This is a genomic window from Nonomuraea sp. NPDC049646 (assembly GCF_044465525.1).
GTDB lineage: Bacteria > Actinomycetota > Actinomycetes > Streptosporangiales > Streptosporangiaceae > Nonomuraea.
Window position 1 is genome coordinate 937,383 of record NZ_JBITLU010000001.1, and the last position, 25,343, is coordinate 962,725.

Below are 25,343 nucleotides of genomic sequence, written 5' to 3' on the forward strand. Positions count from 1 at the left end.
GGAGCAGGTGAGCATGGACAGTTGGCGGATGGCCGCGCCGGCGGGCTGGGAGCAACGGCTCCGGCCCATGGTCACCGTGGTCCCGTACGTGCTGCTGGCCGTCATGGCCGCCCTGACGATCGTCGTCAAGCACGACCGGCCGGGCTCGCTCGCCCTCGACCTCGCGCTCTGCGCGGCGGCCGCGGTGTGGAAGCTGGCGCTCTTCACCCTGCACCCGGAGTGGCGCGGCCGGGTCGGCGTGATGAGCGTGTTCGTCGCGGGCCTGATCCTGTTCGGGCTGGTCATGGTCGTCCGCGATCCGTGGTTCGGCGTCTACACGCCCGCGCTGTACTTCTACGCCTTCCGGATCATCGGCTGGCCGCGTGAGCTGTACTTCATCGCGGGCGTCGCGGTGGTGGCGGGCACGGCGCAGTCGGCCGGCCTGGAGTTCGGCACCTGGACGGGCCTGCTGGAGTACCTGGGCGTCCTGGTCGTCAACGTCGTGCCGATGTGCCTGATGGCCTGGCTGAGCGAGGTCGGCGCACGGTACTACGCGGCGCGGGAGGCGGCCCTGCGCGAGAGCAGGGAGGCCAACACCCGGCTGGCCGCGGCCCTGGCCGAGAACGCGGCGCTGCAGGAACGGCTGGTCGAGCAGGCTCATGAGACCGGCGTCCTGGACGAGCGAGCCCGGATGGCCCGGGAGATCCACGACATCCTGGCCCAGGGCCTGACGGGCATCGTCACCCAGTTGCAGGCGGCCGAGCAGGCGGCCGGCGACCCGGCCGCATGGCGCCGGCACCACGCGGCGGCGACCGCGCTGGCCCGGGAGAGCCTCACCGAGGCGCGGCGCTCGGTGAACGAGCTGCGCCCTGAGCCCCTGGAGACCGGCCGCCTGGCCGACGCCCTCACCGACGTGGCGGCCAGGTGGTCGGCCCGCCACGACCTCCCGGTCCAGGTGGCCGTCACCGGCGAGCCCCGGACGTTGCCCCCGGAGGCCGAGGTCGCCCTGTTACGGGTCGCCCAGGAGGTGCTGGCCAACGTCGCCAAGCACGCGCGCACCGCGACCCGCGTCGGCCTCACTCTCACCTACATGGACCGGCAGGTGGTTCTCGACGTCCGCGACGACGGTCCCGGCTTCGACCCGGACGTGCGCGCCGGCCACGGCGGCGGCTTCGGGCTGGTGGCGATGCGGCAGCGGATCGAGGCGCTGTCGGGCGCGTTGCACATCGAATCGGAGCCGGGCGGCGGGACCGGGATCTCGGCCAGCCTGCCCGCGGACACGCCGGAGGCAGGCACATGACTGACGCCATCAAGCTGCTGGTCGCCGACGACCACCCGGTGGTCCGCGACGGGCTGGGCAGCATGTTCGCCCGCGATCCGGAGTTCACCGTGGTGGGCGAGGCGTCGGACGGGGCCGAGGCGGTCCGGCTGGCCGAGGCCCTGGCACCGGACGTCATCCTGATGGACCTGCGGATGGCGGGCATGGACGGCGTCACCGCGATTCGCGAGCTGGCCAGGCGCGGCGTGCCGGCCCGGGTGCTGGTGCTGACGACGTACGACACCGACAGCCACGTGCTGCCCGCGATCGAGGCGGGCGCCACCGGTTACCTGCTCAAGGACGCGCCGCGCGAGGAGCTCGTCCGTGCCGTGCGCTCGGCCGCGCGCGGCGAGGTCGTGCTCTCGCCGTCGGTGGCCGCCCGCCTGGTGAGCCGGCTCCGCACCCCGGGCCCTTCGGCCGGGCCGTTGAGCCGGCGGGAGCTGGAGGTGCTGCGGCTGGTCGCGGCCGGCCTCAGCAACCGCAGGGCCGCCGCCCGGTTGTTCATCACCGAGGCCACGGTCAAGACGCACCTGCTCAACATCTACGCGAAGCTCGACGTCAACGACCGCGCGTCGGCGGTGGCGGAGGCGTACAACCGCGGCCTGCTGGGAGCGCCCGAGCGCCCGTAGTGCCCGCCGACCGGCCCGTTCCCGCGCACCCGACCGGCGGGTGCCGGGCCGGTACGGCGGCCGTCACGGGAGCCAGGTCTCGTGCAGGTGCAACCAGGTGGCGGCCTGGAGGACCACCGTGGACTGCCGGGTCCGATCCGGCTGGACCTCCTGGTAGGTGGCCACCGCGAGGGCGCCGCCGGAGGCGACGATCCGTACGTGGCGGATCTCGACGGTCAGCCCCGGCGCCCCGCCGTGGAGCGCCTCGACCTCGGCGAGGACCTGCTCGCGGGAGAGCGTCCGGCCGTCCGGGGTGATGAGCGTGAAGCCGGGGGCGTGGGCGTCGGCTAAGCGGGCGAACTCCTCCGGCGCGGCGGCGCCGGTCAGCCAGCGTTCGATGACCTCGTGGTGGCGGACGATCTCCGCCTCGACGTCGTTCACCGGGCTGCCCAGGGCTGGGCGGCGATCCAGGCGTGCAGCGGCGTCAGCCGGAGGCCCAGCAGCTCGGCCGCCGCGGGGTCGGGCGCGAACAGGTCGCGGTCGGCGGCGGCCCAGCGGTAGGTGGCCGCCACGACGGCGGCCGTCGAAGCGCCCAGCGCCTTCGCCAGGCCCGGCTCGAACTCGGCCGGATCCTGCGCGGCGTACCGGGCGCCGAACGCGGCCGCCAGCTCGTCGCCGGTCACCACGTCGGGCCCGCCGAGCCTCAGCACGGCTCCCTCCAGACCGTCGCGCACGAGCGCGGCGTGCGTGGCGGCGGCCAGGTCGTCGTGCGAGAGCCAGGGCACCGGCAGGTCGGCGGGCAGCGGATACCGCAGCACGCCCTCGGCAGCCAGCGGGCCCGTCACCCACGGCGCGGCCAGGTTGTCCAGGTAGACCGGCGGGCACAGCACCACGAGCGGCAGGCCGGCCGACCGCAGCGTCCGCACCGCCCACCGGCGCGTCTCGAAGGCCGCCACCTGCGTGGCGGCCTCGGGCAGCCGGTTGGCGGTGTTGAACACCAGCCGCCGCACCCCGGCCGCCAGCGCGGCGTCGCGCACATGCCGGACGTGGGCGGCCACCGTGTCCGGCTCGTAGACCATGGGCAACGTCACCGAGGCGTGCGTCACCCCGGCGAAGGCCGCCTTCACCGCCTCGGCGCCGCCGAGGTCGCCGGCGACCGGCTCCACTCCACGCGGCACTCGGCCGCTCCTGGTCAGGCCGCGTACCGGGTGTCCCTCGGCGACGAGCCGCCGCGCGACCGCGCCGCCCTGGGCGCCTGCCGCGCCGATCACGAGAAAGGTCATGCCGGACAGCCTCCACCAGATCGGCGATACGCTCGATAAAGCGAAATATCGGGTTATTTAAGGAACGTCCGATGGATGGTGACCTGCTCAGCGCGCTGCTGGCCCCGCTGCGGCTGGAGGGCGTCTTCCACAGCCGCTGGCGGGCCGGCGCGCCCTGGGGCGTCGCGGGCGAGGCCGAGGACTGCGCGCTGCTGCACTACGTGCACGAGGGCACCTGCGCCGTCGAGCTGCCCGGCGCCGAGCCCGTCCTGCTGCGCGCCGGGGACCTGGCCGTCTTCCCGCACGGCAGCGCCCACCGGCTGGGCGACCGGCCGGGGCGTCCCGCCGTGCCGCTCGCGGCCGTGCTGCCCGAGCGGCCGCAGGGCGGCGTGAGCACCGTCGAGGTCGGCGGGGACGGCGAGCGGACCGTCCTGCTCTGCGGCGGGCTCCACTACGACCGGGCCGCCGTCTCGCCGATCTACCGGGCGCTGCCGCCCGTCCTGGTGCTCGACCGGGCCGCGCTGGAAGGTCACGGGCTGCTCGGCGGCACCCTCGAACGGCTGGCGGGCGAGTGGGACCTGGCCGGGCCGGGCGCGACGCTGGTCGCCCTGCGCGCCTTCGAGCTGGTCTTCGTGCTGGCGCTGCGGGCCGCGGTGGGCGCGCGGGCCGAGGGCTCGCCGGCCCTGCGGGCGTTGCGTCACCCGGCGATCGGGACGGCGCTGCACGCCGTACAGACGCGGTTCGCCGAGCCCTGGACGGTGGAGTCGCTGGCGGCCCAGGCCGGGATGTCGCGCTCGGCGTTCGCGGCGACCTTCCGCGAGCTGGTCGGCGAGGCGCCGATCCGGCACCTGACCGCCCGCCGCATGCGGGAGGCCGCACGCCTGCTGAGCGAGACCACGCTCCCCCACAGCCGTATCGGCGAGCGCGTCGGCTACCACTCGACGGTCGGCTTCCACCTGGCCTTCCGCCAGCAGTACGGGATCACCCCCGGCGACTACCGCCGTCGCTCGGCTCGGCACGCCGCCCCCGGCCCGGCGGACGTGACGCGGGCCCCGGCCGATCCCCCGGCGCGGTCCGTGCGATCACCGGTCTGAGAGCTGCCCCCGCTGGTGAGGCGTGCCTCTGGACGCTTCGGTGTCCGCCGTTCGCAGGCGGAGTTCCAGGACGTCCTCCCTGCCGAACCTCTGCCCGGTCGGAACGAACCCGGCAGCGGCGTAGAGCGCCCTGGCCGCGACGTTGTCGTCACGCACGCCCAACCGCAGGACCGGCGCGTCGAACGCGTCCCGCACGTGGGCGATGACCTGCTGGAGGGCCGCCCGCCCCAGCCCCTTCCCCTGGTGATCCTTGTCGATCATCAGGCGGTAGAGCCAGATCTGGCCGTCATCGGGATCGGGGCCGTACATCGCGAACCCCACGGCGAGCTCGTCGTGCATCACCGCACGGGTCACGAAGCCCGGCAGGAAGCGGCTCTCCGCGATCGAGTACAGGTTCGGCGCGACGAGATCGGCCTGGTCGTCGGCCACCCTCAGCTCGGCCACCGCCTCCCAGGTCTCCAGGCACAGGTCGTCAAGACGCACACGAGTCGACATGGGTCATCTGTACCGAACCCGTGCGCGGAGGGTAAAGCGAATATCGCTCCAGCCACGTGACCCTCGCCACGGATGGCCGGCCGGAGCCTTCCGCCGTTCGGCAAGAAGACGTCCACCATTCGCTCTTTCCTCACGCTCCTCTGCGAGCGTGACGGAGGGCCGCAGATTGATCTGCTGTGCCCCATTTCGTGCGCAAGCTCATGGGCCACCCCGAGAACGACGCACCAGGTATTTCAGATGAGAGGTATGTCCCATGTGCCGCACCCATGCACACTCCCACAGCGCACCGGAAGGAACGGCTGCCTTTGCGGACTTGTCCGTCTCAGAGACCGACCTGTCGCCCGCCGACCTCGGCCGGCGCCGCTTTCTGCTGAACAGCGGGCTGCTCGGCCTCAGCAGTCTCGGCGTCACCGCGCTGGGCGGGCTGACGGCGCGTCCCGCCGCCGCGACCGGCAGAGGCTCCCGCTCGCTCCACTGGCTGGCCGGCGACCATCACGTCCACACGCAGTACAGCTACGACGGCATGTACACCATTGAGCAGCAGGCCGCGGGCGCTCTCAAGCACGGCCTGGACTGGCTGGTCATCACCGACCACGGGCACGCCGCGCACGAGAAGTTCGCGGTCGAGTCGACTTATGCCGACATCGTCGGCTCCCGGGCCAAGCACCCCGAGCTGCTGCTGTGGCAGGGCCTCGAATGGAACGTTCCCGGTGGCGAGCACGCCACGGTGTTCTTCGACGGCGCCCGCGACGAGATCCAATTGCTGCGCGCGTTCGAGCGGCTTTTCGACTCCAGGATCAACGGCACCGGCGCGAGCAGCCCGGCGAACGAGGCCAAGGCGCTGGAGGCGCTCACCTGGCTCCAGACCGCGCTGCGTACCGGCTCGGCGAGTTCCGCGCTGTTCCTGATCAACCACGTGATGCGGCGCGGCCGGTACTCCCCCCGCGACCTGCGCAGCTACCGTGACACGGCGCCGGACATCGCGGTCGGCATGGAGGGCGCGCCCGGCGCCCAGAACGAGCCCAGGGCCCGCGGCGACTTCAACAACACCGCCGACGCCAGCTCCTGGGCGGGCTGGCGGCCGGAGCACTACCCGACGTACGGCGGTTTCGACTCCATGACCGGAATCCTGGGCGGCATGTGGGACTCGATGCTCGCCGAGGGCAAGGGCTGGTGGATCACCGCCAACTCCGACGGCCACTTCTACAACGGTGACACGACCGTCGAGCCGTCCCGCCCGGCCGACTGGTACGACCAGCACGGCAAGTACCCCGACCCCGTCGACGGCGGCGTCCCGCTGCGGCACGCCGACTTCTGGCCCGGCCAGTTCAGCCGCACGGTCGTGGGGGCGACCTCACGCAGCTATGGCGCGGTCATGGAGGCGATCAAGGCCGGACGGTCCTGGGTGTCGATGGGCGGCCTCGTCGACGGGCTGCACGTCGACGCGCACGCCCCCGGCAACGCCCCGGCCACCTTCGGCGGACGGCTGTCGGTGCGGCGCGGCGACGACGTCACCGTCACCATCTCCGTCGATCTCGCCGGGCGTCCCAACGCCAACGACGAGATCCCCCGGCTCGCCCGCCTGGATCTGATCCGCGGCGCGATCACCGGGCCGGCCGCCGACCCCGACGCCTTCACCGCCCCGGACGTGAGTGTGGTGGAGTCGTTCACGCCGAAGGGCAAGGGCCGGGTGGCCCAGTTCCACTACAAGTTCCGCGACGTGCGCGAGCCGTTCTACTTCCGGCTGCGCGGCACCGACGGCAGGCGCAGCGCTCCCGGCGGGATGGAGCCGGCCGCGGACACCGGCCCCAACGAGGCCCCCTGGCACGACCTCTGGTGCTACACCAACCCCACTTTCGTGGAACTGTCATAGGACTTTCGGAGGAACTGTCATAGAACGCCGTTGACGCCCTGTCCCGCCGGCAGGGCGCTCCCCCGCGCCCTGGCCGGCGGCCCCGGCGCGGCCCCCGAGCCCGGCCCGGCGTCGCCGGGCGAGGTGCCGTGACGCTCGCGCGACCCAGGCCGTCATCCTCCGGCGGGTTGCGTGATGCGTTCAAGCCATCGCCGTAGAAGGGCGGTCTCGGCCGGTTCCAGGGCCTCGGTCCCGGTGAGATCGAGCTGTGCGTGCAGGCGCAGCGCGGCGGCGTGCAGCGGGTCGGCGTCGTCCTGAGCGGTCGTCCTGGTCAGGACGTGCGAGAAGACGGCGTCTCGCATGCGGTGGGACAGCGCGGGGTCGTCGAACAGGGCCGGTTCGGCGATGTGGTCGAGGGCGGCGCCGACGTTCGCCGACAGGATCAGCCGGGCGGCGGTTCGCGGCTCGGCCTTCAGCGCCCCCACCGCCGCGCACCGCGTGAGCGCCGCCGCCAGCAGGTCCATCACGCGATCTCGCGCCGTCGAGTGCGACCACGGCCGCGGCGTGAACATCAGCTGGTAGAGAGCCGGCTTCGCCCGGGCGAACGCCATGTGGCCGTCCCAGCCGGCGTGCAGGTCGGCGACCGGGTCGCCGGTCTGCTCCTGGGCCGCCTTGAGCGCGGCGTACTGCTCGTAGCCGTGGTCGGCGACGGCGTCCAGCAGGCCGCGCTTGTCACCGAACAACCGGTAGAGCACGGGCTGGCTCACGCCGACCGCCTCGCAGACCGCGCGCGTGGCCACCTCGTGGTCCGAGGACGACGCCAGTTGCCGCTCCGCGGCCTCGATCATCGCCGCGCGAAGCGGGTCCGTCTCTGCCATGCGATCGATGATACCGCCATCCGCTAGCGGCGATACGAAGGTGTGCTACCGTCAATGACGTAACACCGATACGGCAAATCCGTATCACCGCTAGAAGCAAGGAGTCTTCCATGAGTGACCAGCGTGTGGCCGTCGTCAGCGGCGGCTCCCGCGGGATCGGCAAGGCGATCGCGGTGGCGCTGGCGGCGCAGGGCTGCGCGGTCGCGGTGGGGTTCCAGGGGGCGGCCTCCGCCGCGGCGCAGGTGGTCGAGGAGATCACGGCGTCCGGCGGCCGGGCGATCCCGGTCCAGGCCGACGTGGCCGACGAGGACGCCGTCGCGGAGATGTTCGAGGCGGCGGAGAAGTCCTTCGGCGGCATCGACGTGGTCGTCAACTCGGCGGGACGGCTGTCGCTGTCCCCCATCGCCGACCTCGACCTCGACGAGCTGGACGCCCTGCACCGCACCAACATCCGCGGCGCGTTCGTGATGGCCAGGGAGGCCGCGCGCCGCCTGCGCGACGGAGGCGCGATCGTCAACCTGTCCACCTCCGTGGTCGGCCTGCAGTTCCCCGGCTACGGGGCGTACGCCGCCGGCAAGGGAGCCGTCGAGGCGATGACCCTGGTGCTCGCCCGGGAGCTGCGCGGGCGGAACATCACGGTCAACGCGGTCGCGCCCGGCCCGACCGCCACCGAGCTGTTCCTCGACGGCAAGGACGAGGCGACGATCCAGCAGCTCGCCAAGCAACCGCCGCTGGAACGGCTCGGCACCCCCGAGGACATCGCCGAGGTCGTCGCCTTCCTGGCGAGCCCGGCCGGACACTGGATCAACGGCCAGGTCGTGCGCGCCAACGGCGGGATCATCTGACAGCCGCCGCGCCCGATCCGTCTTCGAGACCCCATCGCCCCAGAAAGGAAACCGACATGCCGTTCGCCAACCTCAAGGTCCCCGCCGACACCCTGACCCCCGAGTCCAAGAAGAAGCTCATCGACGCAGTCACCGACGCCTACGCCACCGTCTACGGAGAACGAGCCCGCGCCACCACCCTGGTCCTCCTGGAGGAGGTTCCGGACGGCGGTTGGGGCCTGGGCGGCGACATCCTGACCGCGGACATGCTCGGCCGGAGCTGACCGAGGCGGGCCGACCACCCCCACGACGAGCCGCGGCGGGCACCACACCTCGGGCCGGGTGGGCCCGAGGCCGCAGATCAGGCGCGCAGGGCGTCGATCAGGGCGTCCACGGCGGCGAGCGCGGCGGAGGTGTCGAGCCCCGCGCGGGAGACCAGCGACAGTCCCTGGACGGTGAACAGCAGGAGCTGCGCCTGGGCCTCGGGGGTGGCGGCCCGGACGACCTCGCCGTCGGCCTGCGCGCGGCGCAGGGCGTCGGCGACGATCCGGGTGAAGCGGGCGTGCGAACGGGCGACGATCTCGCGGGCCTCGGCGTCCTGCGGAACCAGCTCGGCGGTGGTGTTGCCGATCATGCACCCCTGCGGAACGCCGGCGTCGGAGGCGTACTCCTGCGCCCGGGCCGGGTTGGCGAGCACCTCGCGCAGCGCCGGCAGCACCGGCCCGGACGCCAGCGCCGCGATCAGCTCGCGCTCGTAGGTGTCCCAGTACAGCCGGACCGCCGCCAGGTAGAACTGCCGCTTGTCGCCGAAGGCGCCGTACAGGCTGCCCCGCTCCAGCTCCAGCGCGTCGACGAGGTCCTGGACGGAGGTCTCCCCGTAGCCCCGCGACCAGAACAGCAGCAGCGCGCGCTGCAACGCCTGGTCCTTGTCGAACGCGCGAGGGCGTCCTGTCCGTGCCATGTGCCCAGGTTACGACTTTTTGACCGCCCACACAAAAGTCTGTACGTTGAAGGCCGCGCGACTTATTGAACGACCGCACAGAAGTCGTCGGCGCGAGCACCTGAAAGGCAGAACCCCATGGACTTCCACGGCAAGACGGCGCTGATCACCGGATCGGGCGCCCTCGGCGGGCTCGGGCACGCCACGGCGAAGGTCCTCGCCGCCGGCGGGGCGAACGTGATCATCACCGGCACCGACCCGGGCCGCGGCGCCCAGGTCGTGGACGACGTGCGGACCGGCGCGACCGGCTCCGTGCGCTTCATCGGCGCCGACCTGGCCGACCCACAGGCCGTGCGGCGGCTGGCCGAGGAGGCGGGGGCGGTGGACGTCCTCGTCAACAACGCCGGTGTCGTCCCGTTCAGCGCGACCGCCGAGCAGGACCTCGCCGCCTACGACGCGGCCTTCGCAGTCAACGTGCGCGCGCCGTTCGTCCTGGTCGCCCGGCTCGCGCCGAAGATGGCCGCCGGCGGGGGCGGCAGCATCGTCAACGTCACCTCCACCGCCGCAGGGCTCGGCATGCCGCCGATGGCGGTCTACGGCGCCACCAAGGCGGCGCTGGAATCCCTGACCCGCACCTGGGCCGCCGAGTTCGCCGCCGCCGGCGTCCGCGTCAACGCCGTGGCGCCCGGCCCGATGACCACCTCCAAGGTGGTGGCGGCCATGGGCCCCGACGTCGGCGGCATGGGTCTGACGACCGCGCTCAAGCGCGCCGCCGCCCCGGCCGAGGTCGCGCACGTCATCGCCTTCCTCGCCGGCGACCAGGCCAGCTACGTGACCGGCGCCGTCGTGGCCGCCGACGGCGGCCGCACCGCCATCTGACCTCGAACGCACCGGCAGCGCGCGAGCCGGCCTCCGACGGCGGGACTGCCGGTCAACGTCACCACGAACCAGGCGCCTCGGCGCCAGTCAGGAGGATGACCTCCATGGGTCGTCTTGCAGGAAAGCACGCACTGATCACGGGCGGGACGAGCGGCATCGGGCTGGAGACGGCCCGTCAGTTCCTCGCCGAGGGAGCGGCTGTCGCGATCACCGGCCGCTCACGGGAACGGCTGGCCGAGGCCGCCCGGCAACTGGACGGCCCGCTGCTGCCCATCGTCAGCGACGCCGGCGACGTCCCCGGCCAGGCGGCGCTGGCGGCGCGGTTGCGGCAGGAGTGGCCGAAGCTCGACATCGTCATGAGCAACGCCGCCGACGTCACCCATCTCCCGATCGGGCAATGGAGCGAGGAGGCGTTCGACAAGCTCGTCGCCACCAATCTCAAGGGGCCGTTCTTCCTGGTCAGAGCGTTGCTTCCGCTCCTGTCGCGGCAGGCCTCGGTCATTCTCGTCGGCTCGGTCTCCGCCTACGTCGGGCACGAGAACGCGGCGGTCTACGGCGCCGCCAAGGCGGGCCTGCTGTCCCTCTCCCGCGGGCTGACCTATGAGCTGAAGGACCGGGGCGTCCGGGTCAACGGGCTGAGCCCGGGGCCGACCCTCACGGACACGTTCAAGTCGCTCGGCCCCGAACGACAGGCCGCCGTCTACGACGAACTCCGGCGGACCGTGCCCCTGCATCGCATCGGCACCCCCACCGAGGTGGCGAAGGCGGCCGTCTACCTGGCCTCTGACGAGTCCGCCTACACGGCCGGCACCGTCCTGCGCGTCGACGGCGGCATCGGAGAACTCGCCTACTGACCTCCCCGCCGGTCTCTCCGACCACTGACGATCTCGGATGACGCCGACGGGCCCCACTGATCACTGGTCGTCCACGCTGCGGGTCTCGGCGAGCGGGGTCACCCCTGCCGCCCGCGGCGGAACGGAGGCGGTGCGGTCAGGGTGCGGCGGTGGGGGCCACCCAGCTGCCGAGGAGCCGGAGCGCCTCCGCGGTCGGGGAGCCCGGCTCGACGTTGTAGACGCACAAGGTCTGGTCGGGGTCGCCCGGCGGCTGGAGGGACTCGTAGTGGAAGTGCAGTTCGCCGACGAGGGGGTGGTGGTAGTGCTTGGTGCCGTGCGTGCGGCGCAGCACGCGGTGGTCGTTCCACCAGGAGCTGAACTCCGGCGAGCGCAGGCTGAGCTCGCCGACGAGGTCGGCGAGCCGGCGGTCGTGGGGATGGCGGCCGGCCTCCAGCCGGAGCATGGCGACGGTCTCCGCGGCGATGCGTTCCCAGTCGCCGGTGCGGGTGCGGGCTTCGGGGTCGAGCAGGTAGTAGCGGGCCAGGTTGCGCTGAGGCACGGGAAGGGCCTCGAAATCGGTCAGCACCTCGCGGGCCAGGCGGTTGGCGGCCAGGACGTCCGTACGGCGGCCCAGGATGAAGGCGGGCACGTCGTGGAGGGTTTCGAGCATCAGGTGCAGGCCGGGCCTGACCCGCTGGGGGCCGATGGGGGCATGGCGGGTGGTACGAGCCAGCAGGTCGGTGAGGTGCTCGCGTTCGGCGGGGTCGAGCTGGAGGGCCCGCCCGAGCGCCTCGACGACCTCCGGCGAGGGGTGGCCGGCGCGGCCCTGTTCGAGCCGGGTGTAGTACTCGGTGCTGACCCCGGCCAGCCTGGCGACCTCGTCGCGGCGCAGGCCGGGCACGCGACGCGCGCGGCCGTCGGCGGGCAGCCCCGCCTGGTCCGGCGTGATCCGGGCACGGCGTGAGCGCAGGAAGTCGGCGAGTTCACGACTGCGGTCCATGCCCTCCAGTGTGCAGGGGCGGGGGGACGGCCAGGTCCACGGAGGTGGCCCTGCCAGTACCTGCCTCCCGGTTACCTGCCCGGGCAGGGGCCCTTCGAGCACCCCGGGAAGGGGACGCGGGCTGGTGAGCTGATGAAGGACCGCGGCGATGGGCCGCGGACGACTCGGAAGGCATGCACCATGAACGCAGCAACCCCTCTCGCCGGCCGCGTGGCCGTCGTCACCGGCGCGTCCAGCGGGATCGGCGAGGCTTCGGCCGAACGACTGGCCGCACTGGGCGCACGTGTGGTGGTCGTGGCGCGGCGCGCGGAACGGCTGGACGACCTCGTCGTCCGGATCGAGAAGGCCGGGGGCCGGGCTCTGGCGCTGGCGGCCGACGTCACCGACGCGGCGGCGGCGCGGGCCGCCGCCGAACGGGTGGCGTCCGAGCTGGGCGGCGCCGACCTGCTGTTGAACAACGCGGGCGTCATGCTGCCCGCCCCGATCGAGGAGCTGGCCGCCGACCAGTGGCAGCGCCAGATCGACCTCAACATCACGGGCCTGATGAACGTGATCGGCGCGTTCGTCCCCCAGCTCGTCGAGGCCGCGGGGACGCGCGGCGTGGCCGACCTGATCAACACCTCCTCCATCGCGGCGCAGAACATCTTCCCGAACTTCGCCGTCTACTCCGCGACCAAGGCGTACGTCACCCACCTGTCCCGGCACCTGCGGGCCGAGCTGGGAGGCAAGAACGTGCGGGTCTCGGCGATCGAGCCGGGGATCGTCGGCACCGAACTGCAGAGTCACGTCACCGACGAGGGGGCGCGGGCGTGGCTGGAGGGCTCCAAGGAGTCGATGGAGTGGCTCACGCCGCAGGATGTCGCGCAGACCGTCGGGTTCATCGCGAGCCTGCCGCCCCGGGCGAACCTCCAGCAGGTCACCATCATGCCAACCGGCCAGCCCGCCTGACTCGCCGTGGCCCGGTGGCGCCGCTGGCGACCGGGCCCCTTCATCGCCGAGCGGCCGGCCCCTGACCCGGGCCCACCTGGTCGAGGCCCGTTCAGACCACGGTCAGGGCGACGCCGCGACGCCGGGTCGAGGCCAGCCGGTACGCGGTCAGGAGCGAGGCCCACGCCATGATGAGCGCGACGGCCAGGGCGAAGGCGACATTGGCCGCCCTGGAGCCCTGCGCCGCGAAGATCGAGGTCCAGGCCGTCACGAAGAGCGCGCCGGTCACCGTGCTGAGGGCGGCCCAGCCGCGACGACCGGCCGCCGCGAACCGCCGGCCGTACGCGAAACAAGCGGCGACCAGCGCGAGAAAGGCGATCGCGGAGACGAGAAGGTGCAGCATCGCCTGCGTGCTCATGCTGGTGGGCGGGCCGACGGGCGTCCCCGGCGGGAAGCCGTCGGCGGGGTCGGCGGAGAAGCAGGCAGCGGCGATCATCCCGGCGCCGAAGACGCCGACCAGTCGCGGCCCCCAGGTGCCGTCCCAGGCCGCCGGACCGCGAGCCCGGTGCAGGCCGACCGCTCCGGCCACGAACAGCAGGCCGCTGATCGTGAAGTCGGCGATCTGGATCCACCCCTGGTCGCCGTTGCTCAGCATGCTGGCCGGGTACCGGCTGATGTCGAACCCGTCCCTGGTGAGCATCTGCAGCACGACCACGATGATGTAGAGCGGGCCGGCGACGGCGCCGCACGTCAGCAGCCTCCGCGTCGCCCCGCTGACCGCTGGGGTGGTGGGGTTACCGGTCATCCGGCCTGGTCCTCTCCTGAGAAGCGCCTGTCTGGGTGACGATGTCGATCATTCGTCCTGCTCGTCGTTCGGGGCTGGGCGTCCTTCAGCGGACGGAGTCTCCTCGAGCGGGTGCCGACAGCGCCGCCGGGCACGTCGAGTGCGTGCACGGGCCATAATTTCAGCCACTACTTATATAAGTCAAACCTGATACAGCGTGGGGCGGGGCCGGCCTGCGGATCAGTGGTCATGGGTGGGCAGGGGACCGGGCGACGGGCTGTTCTGCCCGATCACGGCGCCCCTTTCCGGGCCCTGACTAGGGTGCTGGGGTGAGCACATCCCGACCGTCCTGGCGCAACACCACCCCTGACTGGGCGACCGACGTCGACCTCGGCCATCTCGCCCGCATCCGGGAGAACCCGGTCGAGTTCGCCCCCGGCGGCGTCCGGCACCTGATCCTCGAAGTCCTCGCCCACCCGGCCGACGAGGCGGCGAGCACGGGCGCCGGACGCTGCACCGTCACCCTCCACCCCGACGGCTCGGTGTCCGTGGCCGACGAGGGGCGAGGCACCGACACCCGTTTCGATGAGCAGGGGCGGCCGGTGAAGAAGCCCGTCATGGCGTCCAAGGACCTGCGGTTCTTCGACGACCCCGGTGCGGAGACGCTGCCCGACGGGCATCCGCGCCGCGGCATGTCCGTCGTCGCCGCGCTCAGCGAGTGGCTCGTCCACACCAACCGCCGCCTGAACGGGTCCTGGACGCAGCGGTACGAGCACGGCGTCCCCGTCACCGGCCTGGAGCCCATCGTCGGCGACGGCGCCACAGGGACGACCGTGCACTTCCTGCCCGACGCGCACCTGCCCCCACTCGCCGACGACCTGCACAACTTCGCGGACGGATGGCCTGGCCTGGTCGTGACCGTCGACGACCGCCGTGGCGGCTGACTGATCGGGTTCTGTGCCGCCCCTCGGAGCCGTCCCGTGAACGTTCAGGCGCGTGAGAGGTCGAAGACGAGGCCGGACGTGGCGATGCCGATCTCGCCGTCGCATTCGGCCTGGGCGGCGGCTCGCGCGGCCGAGGTGTCCGTGCCTGGGTGCAGGTGCGTCAGCAGCAGGTGGCGGACATCGGCCTCCCGCGCCTGCCGGCCCGCCTCACGGGCGCTGGACAGGTAGCGCCGGGAAGCCTCCGGGACCTCGTTCACAAAGGTGGCCTCGGCCAGCAGCAGGTCAGCGCCACGCGCCAGGTCCACCCTGCCGGGGCTCGGGCCGCTGTCGCCGGTGTACGCGAGCACCCGTCCGCCCGCTGTCAGCCGTACGCCGGCATTGGGCACCGAGTGCGGCAGCGGGCGGGTCCGCGCGTGGAACGGGCCGATGTCGAAGCCGCCGCCGGCGGTGAACTCGTGCAGGACGTAGGCGTCGGCCAGCACCCCTGGGCGGTCCAGCGCGAGCACCGCGTCCAGGGCGCCGGGCAGCGCGTACAGCGGCAGCGGCGGCGACGGGTCGTCACGCATGGTGCGCGCCCGCAGCAGCGGGTTCAGGTCGGCGCAGTGGTCGGGATGCCCGTGGCTGATGAACACCGCGTCGATCTGATCAGCGCCGACCCGTTCCAGCAGCCGCGGGACCGTCCCGGATCCGAGGTCGACGAGCAGCCTGAACCCGTCGTGCTCGACGAGGTAACCGCTGCAGGCCTGGCCCGCCGCCGGCCACGCACCGCATCCGCCGAGGATCGTCAGCAGCATCCGTGCACCCTAACGGATGCCGCTCGCTCCGACCGGCCGGCACGAAGTCGCGCGAGCCGCCGTCCGTGCCTGGGACACCTCGCAGAGCACCTCTTCCCAAGAACTGTTGGAAAACTTAGAATCCCAAGGTGTCTTTGGAAAATGAGGACGACCTTGTCCCCCTGCGCGCCCTGGCCAACCCCCTGCGTATCCGCATCGTGTCGCTGCTCACCGGCGCGTCGATGTCGGCCACCGAGGTCGCCGACGAACTCGGCATCGCGCACGCCTCGGCCAGCTACCACCTGCGCCAGCTGGCCAAGGCGGGCTTCCTCCAGCAGACGGACGAGCGTCCGCGGGCCGGCAAGGGCCGCCCGCAGCTGCGCTACCGGTACGACCCGTCCAGCGGCGAACGTCTCGACCGGTCCGAGGGGCGGCAACTCCTCCACCAGGCGTTGAGCACCGACCTGGCCAGGCGCCTGGCCGAGACCGATCGCCGGCGCACGTCCATGGACGCCGAGGTCTGGCTGGCCAGGCCCGTCTGGGAGGAGATCGTCGGCCTGATCGACCAGGCGGTGGCGCTCCTGCACGACAAGGCCGGACCGCCGCACGACGGCGTCAAGGTCAGCATGACCGCGCTGCTGCTCGAACTACGCGACGAACGGTGATCGGCCGCCTGCTCGGCTGCGCGGCGGGCGCGTTCCTGTCGATCGGGCCGCTCATCCCGGCGGTTCCGCGCTACGTCACCGGCCCGCTGGGCCGGCAGGCGGGCATGGTGACCGTCTCGCCGGCCGTCACCGCGGCGGCCGGGGTGCTCGCCTACGTCGGACTCGCCGCTCTGGCCGGCGACCACCGGCGGCCCGGCGCGGCGATCAACCAGTTCTCCGTCGTCGTCAACGCCGGCCTGCTCGCGGGGCCCGTCACCGCCGAGACGCGGTACGCCGCGTCCGGGTTCGCCGCCGTCTGGATCACGGCCGCGGCCGCGGCGCTGGGTTCGGCCGTGCTCGGCCGCACCCTGCCGAAGACCACGAGCCCTGACGCGGAGAGGACCAGCCCGGATCCGGGAACCGGGCGGGCCCGGCTGTCCCACAGGTCCGCTCTACGACCCGGTTTCGGCCATCTGGCCTCCGTGTGGGGCTGCACCGCCGTCAGCGCCTTCCTGCCGCTGCACGTCGCCGCACTCGGCGGCGGCTCCGGCGGCCTCCACTTCCTGGTCTACGGCGGCGTCCTGGCCTGCCCGCCGGCGAGCGCGGAGCCGCCGTCGCCACCACGACGGCCTTCTTCGACGTCGGATTCCTCAGCGCCGCCCTGTCACTCGGCGTGCTCGCCGACCCGTTCGGCCCGGCCGGCGGCTTCGCCCTGGTGGGCGCCGTCTCCGCCGCCGGAACGCTGCTGTTCCTGCCCATGCGCCACAACGAACACGAAGGAGCCCCCCTTGACCATTCCCCCCGCTGACCTGTCCGGCTATGCCGACGTCGTGTTCGACGTGGCCGTGCCCCTGCTCGCGGACGACCGGGTGCTGATCAACGCCGAGGTCGAGCACGCCCCGCTCGCCCGCGCCCTGGCCGAGGCCGCCTACGCCAGAGGCGCCCGTTACGCCGACATCTGGTACTTCGACCCGCACGCCAAACGATCCCGGCTCCGGCACGCCGACACCGCGAGCCTGGCCGAGGTGCCCTCGTGGCTCGACGCCCGCAACGAAGAGGTGGGGCGGAACGGCGGCGTCATCGTCAACGTCCGCGGCGCCGCCGCCCCCGACCTGCTGGCCGGGCTGGATCCGATGCGCGTCGGGCTGGACCGCATGCCGTCGCTGACCTCACGGCAGCGGCTCCAGCTCAACAACCTGGTCCGCTGGACGATCGTCCCCTACGCCACCCCCGAGTGGGCCCGTGCCGTCTTCGGCGAACCCGACCAGGCCAGGCTGTGGCGGCACCTGCGCCGCATCCTCCGTCTCGACGAGCCCGATCCGCGCGCGGCGTGGCGGCAGCGCATCGCCGAACTGCTCGATCGCGCCCGACGGCTCACCGAGATGCGCCTGGACGCCGTGCGGTTCGAGGGCCCCGGCACCGACCTGACCATCGGCCTGCTGCCGGACGCCCACTGGACCGCCGCCCGCCTGGAGGACGTCGACGGCCGCCCGTTCCAGGCCAACCTGCCGACCGAGGAGGTGTTCACCACCCCTGACTACCGGCGCGTCACAGGGACGGTCCGCGCCACCCGGCCGCTGTCCCTCGACGGCACCCTCATCCGCGACCTGGAGCTGACCTTCGCCGACGGCGTCGTGACCGATGTCAGGGCGAGCGCCGGAGCGGACGTCGTCCGCGCGCACCAGGCCACCGACGCGGGCGCGGCCCGGCTGGGCGAGCTCGCCCTGGTCGACCGTTCCTCGCGGGTGGGCGAAAGCGGCATCACCTACCTGGAGACCCTTCTTGACGAGAACGCCACCTGCCACCTGGCCTGGGGCGCCGGGCTGCCTCCGGGCGTGCCCGCCCCCCTGCGTACGGACGACCCCGCGCGGCTGGACGCGGCGGGCGTGAACACCTCACGCGTGCACGTCGACTTCATGGTCGGCGGCCCGGACGTCACGGTCACCGGGCTGGGACCCGGCGGGAAGGTGGTGCTCCTGCGCGACGACGCCTGGCAGTTCTGACGCCCCGCCACAACGGCCCGGCCCTGAACCAGAAGCGGGACGGCACCGACAATCCGGCAGGACGGGCCAGGAACCGCCGCGTGGAGATCTCCTGCCCCCTCAAGCAACAGAGCCCGGACGTGGTCACCACCACAAGCCCCTCCCCCGGCCAGGTACGCGGCTCCGCAGGGACCTCGACACCCGCCGGCTCTACGTCGACGGCCGCCGGGCGGCCCGCGCCGGCATCGCCGCGCTGCCGGGATCGGCGCGCGTCACCGACAGCGGCTACGTCACGGACAGCGCCGAGCCGCGACGGTGGCGCAGCCCCGCGGACGTCGAGTTCGTCCACCGCGGCGTCCACCCCTGGACCGAGGCCCGTTGCGGCGTGGCCGCGGTCGCCGCCGACGGTGACGCCACCGTGGTCACGATGGCCCTCCCCGCCTACCGGTGGGCCGCCGAGCTGTACGTCTCCACCTGGGACGGCCAGTCGTCGGCCGGGCTGGGGCTCGGGCGAGGACCCGTCGCGTACGCGGGTGGTCGCGCCTGTGCTGGAGACGCTGGTGAGCGCGACCGGGGTGCGCGAGCTGTCGCTCAGGGGACTCGTGTTCGCCGAGGCCACCTGGCTGCGGCCGAACCGTCCCGAGGGCTTCCTGCACTATCACGGCACCGGTTACTACGAGGGCGGCGGCACCGATGTCGCGGTGCTGGGCGAGGGCGCCTCCGTGACGTCTCCCGTCGATTCCGTGACGATTCCCGCCTGCGTGACCTTCGACGGCACGACCGGCGTGGAGATCGAGGGCTGCCGGTTCACCCGGCTCGGGGCATCGGGCCTCGGCGTCTCCGGGCTCGCCGTACGCGGTCGCGAACTCGACACCCTGTCCGCCGCCGCCTTCCAGGTCTCCGCCGGCGGCGACATCTCCATCGAGGACAACCGGATCCACCACATCGGGATCGAGTTCGGCGGCTCGCCCGCGGTCGCCGTGACGGGCACGCGGGGCTGCCTCGTCGCGCACAACGAGATCACGCACGTGCCGCGCTGCGGGATCGTCGTCGGGCCCGGCGAAGGCGCCCGGGTGCTGCGCAACCTCGTCGCCCACAGCATGGAGGCGCTGGCCGACGGCGGCGGGCTCTACGTATCGGGCCCGCAAGGAGACTCGCCTGACAACGGGGCGCTGATCAGCGGGAACGTCATCAAGGACACGCGCACGCCGTACAACTTCGGGCTCTACACCGACTACGGCGCCGCATGGGTGACCGTGGAGGGGAACGTCGTCATGCGGGCCGACCACACCGCCGTGCTCACCGTGGAGAACGTCACGTACAAGGAGGAAGAGGAGCTGAACGCGGCAACCGTCACCATCCAGGAACGGGCCGGGCTGCGCGGCTGAACGCGCAGCCAACGGGCAGCCGCCGACGCTCGGCGTTCTCGGCCTGACCGGGCCGGCCAAGGCCGTCAGGCCGTGACATCCACCCCGACAGGGCCCGGCCCGGCCGCTATGGCCAGGCCGGCGCCCTGCTGAACGGCCCGGGGAGAGCGGCGAACCGCATCCGCTCGATCGCCGGCAGCTCGTGGTCGCCGAGGATGCGGCACGTCACCGGCTTGGCAGGCGCTCAGGGGACGAAGACCACCCGGTCGTCGCTCTCGGCGGCCCACGCCCGCGCGACGTCGGCCAGCGGCACCGGCCGGGCCCGCACGTCGATCACCCCCGAGTCCACCGCGGCGGCCAGCTCCGGCAGTTCGGCGAGGATGTCGCGCGCGGGGACCGAGCCGATGCCGCTGCCGACGATCTCCAGCCGGGCCGCGCGCAGCGCCGCGGCGGGGATCGGCGCGCTCTGCCCGGCGACGGAGCCGATCTGGATCCAGGTCAGCGGGACGGCCCGGTCGGCGCGGGCGGTGAGCATCGGGATCATGGCGCCTGCGGCGGGCTCGCCCCACACGTAGTCGAGGACCACGTCCACGTCGGCGGCGCGGGCGAGCTCGTCGAAGGTGAGGGTCTCGTCGGCGCCGAGCGCGGCCAGCGCCTTCAGACGGACGGCGTCCCGCCCGGCGGCGATGACCTGGGACGCCCCGAACAGCTTGGCGATCTGAACGGCCATCCGCCCGGCGTTCCCGGTGGCGCCGAGGACGAGGATGCGCTGACCGGCCCGGAAGCCGATCCGCCGGCGCAGCGCGATCCAGGACGACATGGCGGGGTTCATCGCGGCGGCGATCCGCACCGGGTCGACGCCGTCGGGCAGGACCACGCTGCGGCGCGGGTCGATGAGGGTGCGCTCGGCGAACGTGCCCAGCGGGGTGTCGTCCAGCACGGCGTAGCGCAGGTTGCCGTCACGGTCGCGGACGACGCCGTCGGCGCCGGGGACGAGCGGATACCCGCCGCCGCCGGAGTAGTGCGAGCCGTCCGCCTTGGCCCGGGTCAGGTGGTGCAGACCGGCGGCGAGCACGTCGACGAGCAGCTCGCCGTCGCGCGGGACGGGGACGGGGTGGTCGCGGTAGGCGGGTGGGGTGCCGGGGGCCTGGATGACGGCGGCGTGCATGGATCACTCCCAGAGGTGGTTTGTATTCCCAACTAATTCTCAAGGATGGTTGGTAATACAAACCATGTCAACCTCGTCCGCTAGCATGGCTGCATGACCGACGCCGACGACGTCATCGACGCCCTGGTCCGCACCACCTTCGAGGTCACGGGCGCGCTCACCCGCATCGGCGCCGCGCACGACCTGTCGCTCACCCAGCTCCGGGTGCTCGGCATCCTCCGCGACCGCCGCGCCCGCGTCACCGACCTGGCCGCCTACCTGGGGTTGGACAAGTCCACGCTGTCCGGCCTCATCGACCGCGCACAGCGCCGTGGCCTGCTGGCCCGCGGCAAGAACCCCGACGACGGCCGGGTCGTCGAGGTGTTCATGACCCCCGCCGGGCTCGAACTCGCCGGCCGCCTCGACGACGAGATCCGGCTCGCGCTCGGCCCCGCCATCGGCCGCCTGGCCCCCGAGCAGTCCACCCTCCTCGTCGGCCTGCTCGAAGCCGTCTCCTCCCGCCCGGCGCCCGCGGGCGCGCCCTGACGGCGGGCCGCGGTCAGGTCACCAGGCCGTTGCGGTAGGCGTAGACCACGGCCTGGACGCGGTCGCGCAGGTCGAGCTTGGTCAGGATGCGCGACACGTACGTCTTGACGGTCTCCTGGCTGATCACCAGCGTGGCGGCGATCTCGCTGTTGGACCGGCCGTCGGCGATGAGCCGCAGCACCTCCAGCTCGCGCGGGGTCAGCGCGCCCTCGCCGGACGGCGGCCCGGCTGGACGGATGCGGGCCGCGTACCGGCCGACGAGCTGCCGCGTCACCTCGGGGGCCAGCAGCGCGGCGCCCGAGGCGACGGTGCGGATGCCGTGCAGGAGCTGGGCCGGCGGGGCGTCCTTGAGCAGGAAGCCGCTGGCCCCGGCGCGCAGCGCCTCGTAGACGTACTCGTCGAGGTTGAACGTGGTCACCACGAGCACCTTGACCGGCTCCGCGACGCCCGCGCCGGCCAGCAGCCGGGTGGCCTCGATGCCGCCGAGCACCGGCATGCGCACGTCCATGACGACGATGTCGGGGGCCAGCCGGCGGGCGAGGTCCACGGCGGCGCGGCCGTCGCCGCACTCCCCCACGACCTCCAGGTCCGGCTGGGCGTCGATGATCGTGGCGAAGCCGGTGCGGATCAGCGCCTGGTCGTCGCAGACCAGCACCCGGATCGGCGCGCTCACGACGGGCCGCCCGCGGGGATGCGGGCGCGTACCAGGAAGCCGCCGCCCGCCTGGCGGCCGGCGGCGAACTCGCCGCCCAGCGCCTCGACCCGCTCGCGGAGCCCGGCCAGCCCCCGCCCGCCCCCGCCGGGCGGGACGGCTCCGGAACCGGGTCCGCCGGTGCTGACCGACACGCTGATCTCCTTCTCGCCGTACCGCACCTCGACCACGGTCGGGGTGCCGTGGGCGTGTTTGAGGGCGTTCGTCAGGGCCTCCTGGACGACCCTATAGGTGACGAACTCGGCGCTGCCCGCCGATTCCGCCCGGCTGCCCTGCTCGGCGAACTCCACCGGCTGCCCGGCCTGCCGGGTCTGCTCCACCAGGGTGCGCAGCTCCCCTGCGGAGGCCACGCCGACGTCGGTGTCGTGGTCGGCCTTGAGCAGGTCGAGCATCTGCCGCAGGTCGGCGATGGCCCGGCGGCCGGTGTCGGTGACGGCGTTCAGCGTCGCCTCCAGCCGTTCGGGGGCGGCGGTCAGGTAGCGGGCGGCCTCGGCCTGGACGACCATCGCCGTCACGTGGTGCGTCACGACGTCGTGCAGCTCGCGGGCGATCCTGGTGCGCTCGGCGGCCCGGGTCGCCTCGGCGACGTGCCGGCGGCGTTCGGCCTCGGCGGCCCGGGTCGACCGCAGCCACGCCCCGATCCCCCAGGCCAGGACCAGCGCCAGGTAGAAGACCACGTACCCCTCCACCCGCTCGATCGCGCCGAGCCGGGCGAGCGCGAACGTCAGCGGCACGTACGCCAGGGAGAGCAGGACGACAGTGACCCGCCGGCCCCGCTCCAGATGGGCGCCCGCGCTGATGAGCGCGATGGTCATCATGTTGCTCGCGAACAGGTGGTACCCCCGGAGCTGGTCGATCACGAACCCGATCGACACCAGGACCAGGCACACCGCCGGCCACCGCCGCCGGACGGCGAGCGGCAGGCACTCCAGGACGATCACCAGCATCGCCACCGCGTCGAACGGGCGGGCGGGCAGGTCGCCGACCTGCGTCCCCTTGCCGTGGAGCGCGGGCAGCAGCGACGCGACGGCCACCAGCAGACCGAGCGGCAGGTCCCGGAGCACGACATCGCACCGCCGCCACGCCTCCGCGGCCCGTCGCAGATCGATCATCGGGTGAGCGTAGCGGTCGCGCCCCGCCTGAACGCGACCACGGTCCCCCGGCGGCGGGCCAGCCACATGAACGCGACCGTCAGCAGCAGGCCGGCCGCCACCGCGTACACGCTCGCCTCCGGCCCGAACGCGCCACCCGAGAGCAGTGCCGGGCCCGACGTCGTGCCGTGCAGCAGGCCCTGCGTCGCGCCGCTGCCCGAGACCTCGGCGCCGAAGACGCCGGCCGCCGCGAAGTTCCAGCCGAAGTGCAGGCCGATCGGCACCCACAACGTGCGGGTGGCGGCGTAGGCGGCGGCCAGCATGCCACCCGCCTCGATCGCGACGGCGAGCGCGCCCCACAGGTCGGCGTGCGGGTTGAACAGGTGCGACATGCCGAACAGCAGGCCGGTCAGCACGAGCGCCCCCCACGTCCCCGCGCGCTCCTCGACGATCCTGAACAGGATGCCGCGGAACAGCAGCTCCTCGGTCGCCGCGGCGGCGGCCATGGAGCCGACCAGCCCGGCCGCGCCCGCGAGCGAGCCGAAGCCGTCGATCCGGTAGCCGCCCACGAGGGCGAGGTTCGCCACGACGGCCGCGAACAGCGCGGCCCCGACCAGCGTCCACCGGACCAGCAGGCGGGCCGCGCCGCGCGTGGCGACCTCCTCCGGCACGCGCCCCTCCGACCACCGCACCACGCGGGCGTAGACGAGCACGGCCAGCACCGCCGTGGCGACGCCCGCCAGCAGGGTGGCCGGCGGACTCCCCGCCACCGCGCCGGCGACCGCGTAGCCCACGAAGGCGACCGCCGCGACGGGCACGAGCTGTTTCAACAACCGCATGACGAACTCCCTCACCCGGGCGGCACGACCAAGACCGCCGACACCAGGAAACGCTAGGGACGCGGCGCGCCGGAGTCGTCCCCGCGGGGTGGACAGTCACGGGTAGCTCGCACGAGGGACGGCAGCTTTCCAGGGGGACCGTCCTGTCCCCTATGCGTTCCCCTGCGGGCGATCTCCGCATGAAGGGCCGCCTCCTCGCACTGCCGGCCCTCCGGCGCAGGTGCTGAGGACGATCGGGCGAGGCCAGAACTGGCGTTGATGCTCACGAGTCGAGAGTTGGTCGTGTCCAGAGGTTGAGGTCGCTGCTGGTGGCCACGACGAGGGTGAGGCCTGAAGGCGAGAATCCGGCGGCGCGAAAGGTGGAGTAGTCCGCATGGAAGATGTGCCACCAGGTTTGCCCGGGTGGGCCCTTGTAGGTGCCTCCATCCGCGGAGAGCAGGACGCGGTGGCTGGGCCATTCGGGGCAGACGACGTCGAGACACCAGCCGTCTGGGGTGGTGCTGTGCAGGCCGCCGCCGAAGAGGCCGGCAATGTGCACCCGGGTGCCCGCGACAGGCCCGAGACCGGGGCAGGTGAGGTCCGGGGAGGTATTGGGGGTGCTGGTGTCAGGGTCGGGGTCACGGTCTCGGGAGATCTTCTCGCCGGTGACCGCGTCGAAGAGCCCGTGACCGTCGCTGGAGACGACCATGACCAGATCTCGTCTGCTCTCTGGATGGACGGCGAAGCCGATGCCCAGCAGGCCGCCGATGGGGGTTCTGACGTCCGCCACCGGCCGCCAGGGTGCCGGAGCCTGAACGACGGGAGCAGCCAGAAAGTGGTCGCGCAGCCGTTGCTGACAGTCCGAGTGCAACACGTCTCCCATGTGGCCGAGCTCCATGATCACGTACGAATCCGTCAAGTAAACCTGGGTTCCGTCCCCCGCGCCCAGCTCGACCACCCCGGTACCTGGTGACAGCCGACAGCATGGCCTGGTCGCACACGACCCCACCTGCCACAAGAGCGAGGCCAGCTCCAGGATGTTCGCCCTTCGGCGTCAGCCGCGACCGCGTCGAGGCGGCCGCGGCTGACGCCGAACGCGAGATCGATGCGCCTGACCAGATGGACCTGCTCCCGGTCCCGGCCAGGGCCGTCAAGCAACGCACGCCCAAGCCCGTCCAACAGCTCCGACTTGCTCACCAGCGTCCTTGGATGCGAGCGACTACGTGTTCACCGCCACCGGATGAGATCATCCGGTCCATGGGCGCCGTTGGATCCATGAGTGATCGCGATCTGCAGACGATCAAGGAATGCCTGAACGCCGCCGTCGACGGCCCGTTCTTCCCTGACTGGGAGTTCCAGACCCTCATGGGCTTCAGCCGCGAAGAAGTATCGGCGATCGCCCAGGCGTGGCCGCACACCGACAACCCCGGCGAGCAAGACGATGCTGTCAACAACGTGCTGAACATGCTGCTCGGCTACCCCCACGGGCATTGGAGCAGCTGGCCCGAATACTCCTCCGCCACCCCGCAGGACATCGCCCGGATCCTGGCTCGCTGGCGAGGCGACGACGGATTCGACAGCACACCCGAAGGCACCTTCGACCGGCTGCGCTAGCCTCCGTCGCTCCAGAACTCAATGACAGCTCA

Annotated in this window: 29 protein-coding genes; 15 read left to right on the top strand and 14 right to left on the bottom strand. The window is 72.8% G+C overall.

Annotation, left to right across the window (positions count from 1 at the left end; translation table 11 throughout):
- Window positions 1-13 precede the first annotated feature (13 nt).
- Both ACIBQ8_RS04170 and ACIBQ8_RS04175 read left to right on the top strand, forming a co-directional pair.
- The gene (locus ACIBQ8_RS04170) at window positions 14-1,279 is read left to right on the top strand and encodes a sensor histidine kinase (protein WP_397191025.1); all 1,266 of its coding nucleotides are present in this window, start codon (window positions 14-16) and stop codon (window positions 1,277-1,279) included.
- Window positions 1,276-1,926, top strand: coding sequence for a response regulator (locus ACIBQ8_RS04175; protein WP_397168946.1), 651 nt, complete (start codon window positions 1,276-1,278; stop codon window positions 1,924-1,926). The genes ACIBQ8_RS04170 and ACIBQ8_RS04175 overlap by 4 nt, the downstream gene beginning before the upstream one ends.
- A gap of 63 nt (window positions 1,927-1,989) precedes the next feature.
- On the opposite strand, the gene ACIBQ8_RS04180 is transcribed toward ACIBQ8_RS04175, so the two are convergent.
- Window positions 1,990-2,346 carry a DUF4440 domain-containing protein gene (locus ACIBQ8_RS04180; protein ID WP_397191026.1) on the bottom strand — a complete coding sequence of 119 codons (357 nt, stop codon included), beginning with the start codon at window positions 2,344-2,346 and terminating at the stop codon, window positions 1,990-1,992.
- On the bottom strand, window positions 2,343-3,188 hold the full coding sequence (locus tag ACIBQ8_RS04185) for an SDR family oxidoreductase (RefSeq protein ID WP_397191027.1): 846 nt from the start codon (window positions 3,186-3,188) through the stop codon (window positions 2,343-2,345). The genes ACIBQ8_RS04180 and ACIBQ8_RS04185 overlap by 4 nt, the downstream gene beginning before the upstream one ends.
- Window positions 3,189-3,259: 71 nt before the next feature.
- On the opposite strand from ACIBQ8_RS04185, the gene ACIBQ8_RS04190 reads away from it, so the two are divergent.
- A complete protein-coding gene (locus tag ACIBQ8_RS04190) occupies window positions 3,260-4,261 on the top strand; it encodes an AraC family transcriptional regulator (protein ID WP_397191028.1) in 1,002 nt (333 codons plus the stop codon).
- Here ACIBQ8_RS04190 and ACIBQ8_RS04195 read toward each other — a convergent pair.
- Window positions 4,250-4,756 carry a GNAT family N-acetyltransferase gene (locus ACIBQ8_RS04195; protein WP_397191029.1) on the bottom strand — a complete coding sequence of 169 codons (507 nt, stop codon included), beginning with the start codon at window positions 4,754-4,756 and terminating at the stop codon, window positions 4,250-4,252. The genes ACIBQ8_RS04190 and ACIBQ8_RS04195 overlap by 12 nt on opposite strands.
- A gap of 313 nt (window positions 4,757-5,069) precedes the next feature.
- Here ACIBQ8_RS04195 and ACIBQ8_RS04200 point away from each other — a divergent pair, with 313 nt between their 5' ends.
- Window positions 5,070-6,629 (top strand): PHP domain-containing protein, encoded by a 1,560-nt coding sequence (locus ACIBQ8_RS04200; RefSeq protein WP_397168953.1) that lies wholly within the window; start codon window positions 5,070-5,072, stop codon window positions 6,627-6,629.
- A 152-nt stretch (window positions 6,630-6,781) separates the two neighbouring features.
- On the opposite strand, the gene ACIBQ8_RS04205 is transcribed toward ACIBQ8_RS04200, so the two are convergent.
- The gene (locus tag ACIBQ8_RS04205; protein ID WP_397191030.1) at window positions 6,782-7,486 is read right to left on the bottom strand and encodes a TetR/AcrR family transcriptional regulator; all 705 of its coding nucleotides are present in this window, start codon (window positions 7,484-7,486) and stop codon (window positions 6,782-6,784) included.
- 110 nt (window positions 7,487-7,596) lie between these two features.
- On the opposite strand from ACIBQ8_RS04205, the gene ACIBQ8_RS04210 reads away from it, so the two are divergent.
- Window positions 7,597-8,331, top strand: a complete 735-nt coding sequence (locus ACIBQ8_RS04210; protein WP_397168957.1) for an SDR family oxidoreductase — start codon at window positions 7,597-7,599, stop codon at window positions 8,329-8,331.
- A gap of 56 nt (window positions 8,332-8,387) precedes the next feature.
- Window positions 8,388-8,594 (top strand): 4-oxalocrotonate tautomerase family protein, encoded by a 207-nt coding sequence (locus ACIBQ8_RS04215; RefSeq protein ID WP_397168958.1) that lies wholly within the window; start codon window positions 8,388-8,390, stop codon window positions 8,592-8,594.
- A gap of 77 nt (window positions 8,595-8,671) precedes the next feature.
- On the opposite strand, the gene ACIBQ8_RS04220 is transcribed toward ACIBQ8_RS04215, so the two are convergent.
- Window positions 8,672-9,271 (bottom strand): TetR/AcrR family transcriptional regulator, encoded by a 600-nt coding sequence (locus ACIBQ8_RS04220; protein WP_397168959.1) that lies wholly within the window; start codon window positions 9,269-9,271, stop codon window positions 8,672-8,674.
- Window positions 9,272-9,388: 117 nt separating this feature from the next.
- On the opposite strand from ACIBQ8_RS04220, the gene ACIBQ8_RS04225 reads away from it, so the two are divergent.
- Both ACIBQ8_RS04225 and ACIBQ8_RS04230 read left to right on the top strand, forming a co-directional pair.
- Window positions 9,389-10,129, top strand: a complete 741-nt coding sequence (locus tag ACIBQ8_RS04225; RefSeq protein WP_397191031.1) for an SDR family NAD(P)-dependent oxidoreductase — start codon at window positions 9,389-9,391, stop codon at window positions 10,127-10,129.
- 104 nt (window positions 10,130-10,233) lie between these two features.
- Window positions 10,234-10,983, top strand: coding sequence for an SDR family oxidoreductase (locus ACIBQ8_RS04230; protein ID WP_397191032.1), 750 nt, complete (start codon window positions 10,234-10,236; stop codon window positions 10,981-10,983).
- A gap of 136 nt (window positions 10,984-11,119) precedes the next feature.
- On the opposite strand, the gene ACIBQ8_RS04235 is transcribed toward ACIBQ8_RS04230, so the two are convergent.
- On the bottom strand, window positions 11,120-11,962 hold the full coding sequence (locus tag ACIBQ8_RS04235) for a helix-turn-helix transcriptional regulator (protein WP_397191033.1): 843 nt from the start codon (window positions 11,960-11,962) through the stop codon (window positions 11,120-11,122).
- A gap of 180 nt (window positions 11,963-12,142) precedes the next feature.
- Between ACIBQ8_RS04235 and ACIBQ8_RS04240 the strand changes: the two genes are divergently transcribed.
- Window positions 12,143-12,910 carry an SDR family oxidoreductase gene (locus ACIBQ8_RS04240; protein WP_397191034.1) on the top strand — a complete coding sequence of 256 codons (768 nt, stop codon included), beginning with the start codon at window positions 12,143-12,145 and terminating at the stop codon, window positions 12,908-12,910.
- A 91-nt stretch (window positions 12,911-13,001) separates the two neighbouring features.
- Here the strand turns inward: ACIBQ8_RS04240 and ACIBQ8_RS04245 are convergent, their stop codons facing one another.
- Window positions 13,002-13,694, bottom strand: coding sequence for a DUF998 domain-containing protein (locus ACIBQ8_RS04245; protein ID WP_397191035.1), 693 nt, complete (start codon window positions 13,692-13,694; stop codon window positions 13,002-13,004).
- A gap of 308 nt (window positions 13,695-14,002) precedes the next feature.
- Between ACIBQ8_RS04245 and ACIBQ8_RS04250 the strand changes: the two genes are divergently transcribed.
- On the top strand, window positions 14,003-14,617 hold the full coding sequence (locus ACIBQ8_RS04250; protein ID WP_397191036.1) for a hypothetical protein: 615 nt from the start codon (window positions 14,003-14,005) through the stop codon (window positions 14,615-14,617).
- A gap of 44 nt (window positions 14,618-14,661) precedes the next feature.
- On the opposite strand, the gene ACIBQ8_RS04255 is transcribed toward ACIBQ8_RS04250, so the two are convergent.
- Window positions 14,662-15,411: an MBL fold metallo-hydrolase gene (locus tag ACIBQ8_RS04255; RefSeq protein WP_397191037.1), complete on the bottom strand. Its 750-nt coding sequence runs from the start codon at window positions 15,409-15,411 to the stop codon at window positions 14,662-14,664.
- Window positions 15,412-15,539: 128 nt separating this feature from the next.
- Between ACIBQ8_RS04255 and ACIBQ8_RS04260 the strand changes: the two genes are divergently transcribed.
- Both ACIBQ8_RS04260 and ACIBQ8_RS04265 read left to right on the top strand, forming a co-directional pair.
- A complete protein-coding gene (locus tag ACIBQ8_RS04260; protein ID WP_397191038.1) occupies window positions 15,540-16,055 on the top strand; it encodes an ArsR/SmtB family transcription factor in 516 nt (171 codons plus the stop codon).
- Window positions 16,052-18,037, top strand: a complete 1,986-nt coding sequence (locus ACIBQ8_RS04265; RefSeq protein WP_397191039.1) for an aminopeptidase — start codon at window positions 16,052-16,054, stop codon at window positions 18,035-18,037. Before ACIBQ8_RS04260 ends, ACIBQ8_RS04265 begins: the two co-directional genes overlap by 4 nt.
- Before the next feature lie 264 nt (window positions 18,038-18,301).
- Here the strand turns inward: ACIBQ8_RS04265 and ACIBQ8_RS04270 are convergent, their stop codons facing one another.
- Window positions 18,302-18,442 (bottom strand): hypothetical protein, encoded by a 141-nt coding sequence (locus ACIBQ8_RS04270; RefSeq protein WP_397168974.1) that lies wholly within the window; start codon window positions 18,440-18,442, stop codon window positions 18,302-18,304.
- A 107-nt stretch (window positions 18,443-18,549) separates the two neighbouring features.
- On the opposite strand from ACIBQ8_RS04270, the gene ACIBQ8_RS04275 reads away from it, so the two are divergent.
- On the top strand, window positions 18,550-19,404 hold the full coding sequence (locus ACIBQ8_RS04275) for a right-handed parallel beta-helix repeat-containing protein (RefSeq protein WP_397191040.1): 855 nt from the start codon (window positions 18,550-18,552) through the stop codon (window positions 19,402-19,404).
- Window positions 19,405-19,627: 223 nt separating this feature from the next.
- Here ACIBQ8_RS04275 and ACIBQ8_RS04280 read toward each other — a convergent pair whose 3' ends face one another.
- Window positions 19,628-20,551, bottom strand: coding sequence for a zinc-binding alcohol dehydrogenase family protein (locus ACIBQ8_RS04280; RefSeq protein ID WP_397191041.1), 924 nt, complete (start codon window positions 20,549-20,551; stop codon window positions 19,628-19,630).
- A gap of 93 nt (window positions 20,552-20,644) precedes the next feature.
- On the opposite strand from ACIBQ8_RS04280, the gene ACIBQ8_RS04285 reads away from it, so the two are divergent.
- Window positions 20,645-21,076 carry a MarR family winged helix-turn-helix transcriptional regulator gene (locus ACIBQ8_RS04285; RefSeq protein WP_397168978.1) on the top strand — a complete coding sequence of 144 codons (432 nt, stop codon included), beginning with the start codon at window positions 20,645-20,647 and terminating at the stop codon, window positions 21,074-21,076.
- Between the two features lie 13 nt (window positions 21,077-21,089).
- Here the strand turns inward: ACIBQ8_RS04285 and ACIBQ8_RS04290 are convergent, their stop codons facing one another.
- The 4 genes from ACIBQ8_RS04290 to ACIBQ8_RS04305 form a co-directional block, all read right to left on the bottom strand.
- Window positions 21,090-21,749 carry a response regulator gene (locus ACIBQ8_RS04290; protein WP_397168980.1) on the bottom strand — a complete coding sequence of 220 codons (660 nt, stop codon included), beginning with the start codon at window positions 21,747-21,749 and terminating at the stop codon, window positions 21,090-21,092.
- Entirely contained in the window at window positions 21,746-22,900 is a 1,155-nt protein-coding gene (locus ACIBQ8_RS04295) for a sensor histidine kinase (RefSeq protein ID WP_397191042.1), read from the bottom strand. The genes ACIBQ8_RS04290 and ACIBQ8_RS04295 overlap by 4 nt, the downstream gene beginning before the upstream one ends.
- The gene (locus tag ACIBQ8_RS04300; protein ID WP_397191043.1) at window positions 22,897-23,718 is read right to left on the bottom strand and encodes a lysostaphin resistance A-like protein; all 822 of its coding nucleotides are present in this window, start codon (window positions 23,716-23,718) and stop codon (window positions 22,897-22,899) included. Before ACIBQ8_RS04300 ends, ACIBQ8_RS04295 begins: the two co-directional genes overlap by 4 nt.
- 262 nt (window positions 23,719-23,980) lie before the next feature.
- Complete coding sequence (locus ACIBQ8_RS04305; RefSeq protein ID WP_397191044.1) at window positions 23,981-24,601, bottom strand: hypothetical protein; 621 nt, start codon at window positions 24,599-24,601, stop codon at window positions 23,981-23,983.
- Between the two features lie 371 nt (window positions 24,602-24,972).
- Here ACIBQ8_RS04305 and ACIBQ8_RS04310 point away from each other — a divergent pair, with 371 nt between their 5' ends.
- Entirely contained in the window at window positions 24,973-25,311 is a 339-nt protein-coding gene (locus ACIBQ8_RS04310; protein ID WP_397191045.1) for a hypothetical protein, read from the top strand.
- The last annotated feature ends 32 nt before the right edge of the window (window positions 25,312-25,343 follow it).

Bases quoted from the DNA above. Each gene is read 5' to 3' on its own strand.
- ACIBQ8_RS04190 (WP_397191028.1), top strand. From the start codon at position 3,260: ATGGATGGTGACCTGCTCAGCGCGCTGCTGGCCCCGCTGCGGCTGGAG.
- ACIBQ8_RS04185 (WP_397191027.1), bottom strand. From the start codon at position 3,188: ATGACCTTTCTCGTGATCGGCGCGGCAGGCGCCCAGGGCGGCGCGGTC.
- ACIBQ8_RS04255 (WP_397191037.1), bottom strand. From the start codon at position 15,411: ATGCTGCTGACGATCCTCGGCGGATGCGGTGCGTGGCCGGCGGCGGGC.
- ACIBQ8_RS04245 (WP_397191035.1), bottom strand. From the start codon at position 13,694: ATGACCGGTAACCCCACCACCCCAGCGGTCAGCGGGGCGACGCGGAGG.
- ACIBQ8_RS04300 (WP_397191043.1), bottom strand. From the start codon at position 23,718: ATGCGGTTGTTGAAACAGCTCGTGCCCGTCGCGGCGGTCGCCTTCGTG.
- ACIBQ8_RS04175 (WP_397168946.1), top strand. From the start codon at position 1,276: ATGACTGACGCCATCAAGCTGCTGGTCGCCGACGACCACCCGGTGGTC.
- ACIBQ8_RS04295 (WP_397191042.1), bottom strand. From the start codon at position 22,900: ATGATCGATCTGCGACGGGCCGCGGAGGCGTGGCGGCGGTGCGATGTC.
- ACIBQ8_RS04170 (WP_397191025.1), top strand. From the start codon at position 14: ATGGACAGTTGGCGGATGGCCGCGCCGGCGGGCTGGGAGCAACGGCTC.
- ACIBQ8_RS04220 (WP_397168959.1), bottom strand. From the start codon at position 9,271: ATGGCACGGACAGGACGCCCTCGCGCGTTCGACAAGGACCAGGCGTTG.
- ACIBQ8_RS04310 (WP_397191045.1), top strand. From the start codon at position 24,973: ATGAGTGATCGCGATCTGCAGACGATCAAGGAATGCCTGAACGCCGCC.
- ACIBQ8_RS04235 (WP_397191033.1), bottom strand. From the start codon at position 11,962: ATGGACCGCAGTCGTGAACTCGCCGACTTCCTGCGCTCACGCCGTGCC.
- ACIBQ8_RS04210 (WP_397168957.1), top strand. From the start codon at position 7,597: ATGAGTGACCAGCGTGTGGCCGTCGTCAGCGGCGGCTCCCGCGGGATC.
- ACIBQ8_RS04285 (WP_397168978.1), top strand. From the start codon at position 20,645: ATGACCGACGCCGACGACGTCATCGACGCCCTGGTCCGCACCACCTTC.
- ACIBQ8_RS04215 (WP_397168958.1), top strand. From the start codon at position 8,388: ATGCCGTTCGCCAACCTCAAGGTCCCCGCCGACACCCTGACCCCCGAG.
- ACIBQ8_RS04240 (WP_397191034.1), top strand. From the start codon at position 12,143: ATGAACGCAGCAACCCCTCTCGCCGGCCGCGTGGCCGTCGTCACCGGC.
- ACIBQ8_RS04280 (WP_397191041.1), bottom strand. From the start codon at position 20,551: ATGCACGCCGCCGTCATCCAGGCCCCCGGCACCCCACCCGCCTACCGC.
- ACIBQ8_RS04225 (WP_397191031.1), top strand. From the start codon at position 9,389: ATGGACTTCCACGGCAAGACGGCGCTGATCACCGGATCGGGCGCCCTC.
- ACIBQ8_RS04205 (WP_397191030.1), bottom strand. From the start codon at position 7,486: ATGGCAGAGACGGACCCGCTTCGCGCGGCGATGATCGAGGCCGCGGAG.
- ACIBQ8_RS04230 (WP_397191032.1), top strand. From the start codon at position 10,234: ATGGGTCGTCTTGCAGGAAAGCACGCACTGATCACGGGCGGGACGAGC.
- ACIBQ8_RS04195 (WP_397191029.1), bottom strand. From the start codon at position 4,756: ATGTCGACTCGTGTGCGTCTTGACGACCTGTGCCTGGAGACCTGGGAG.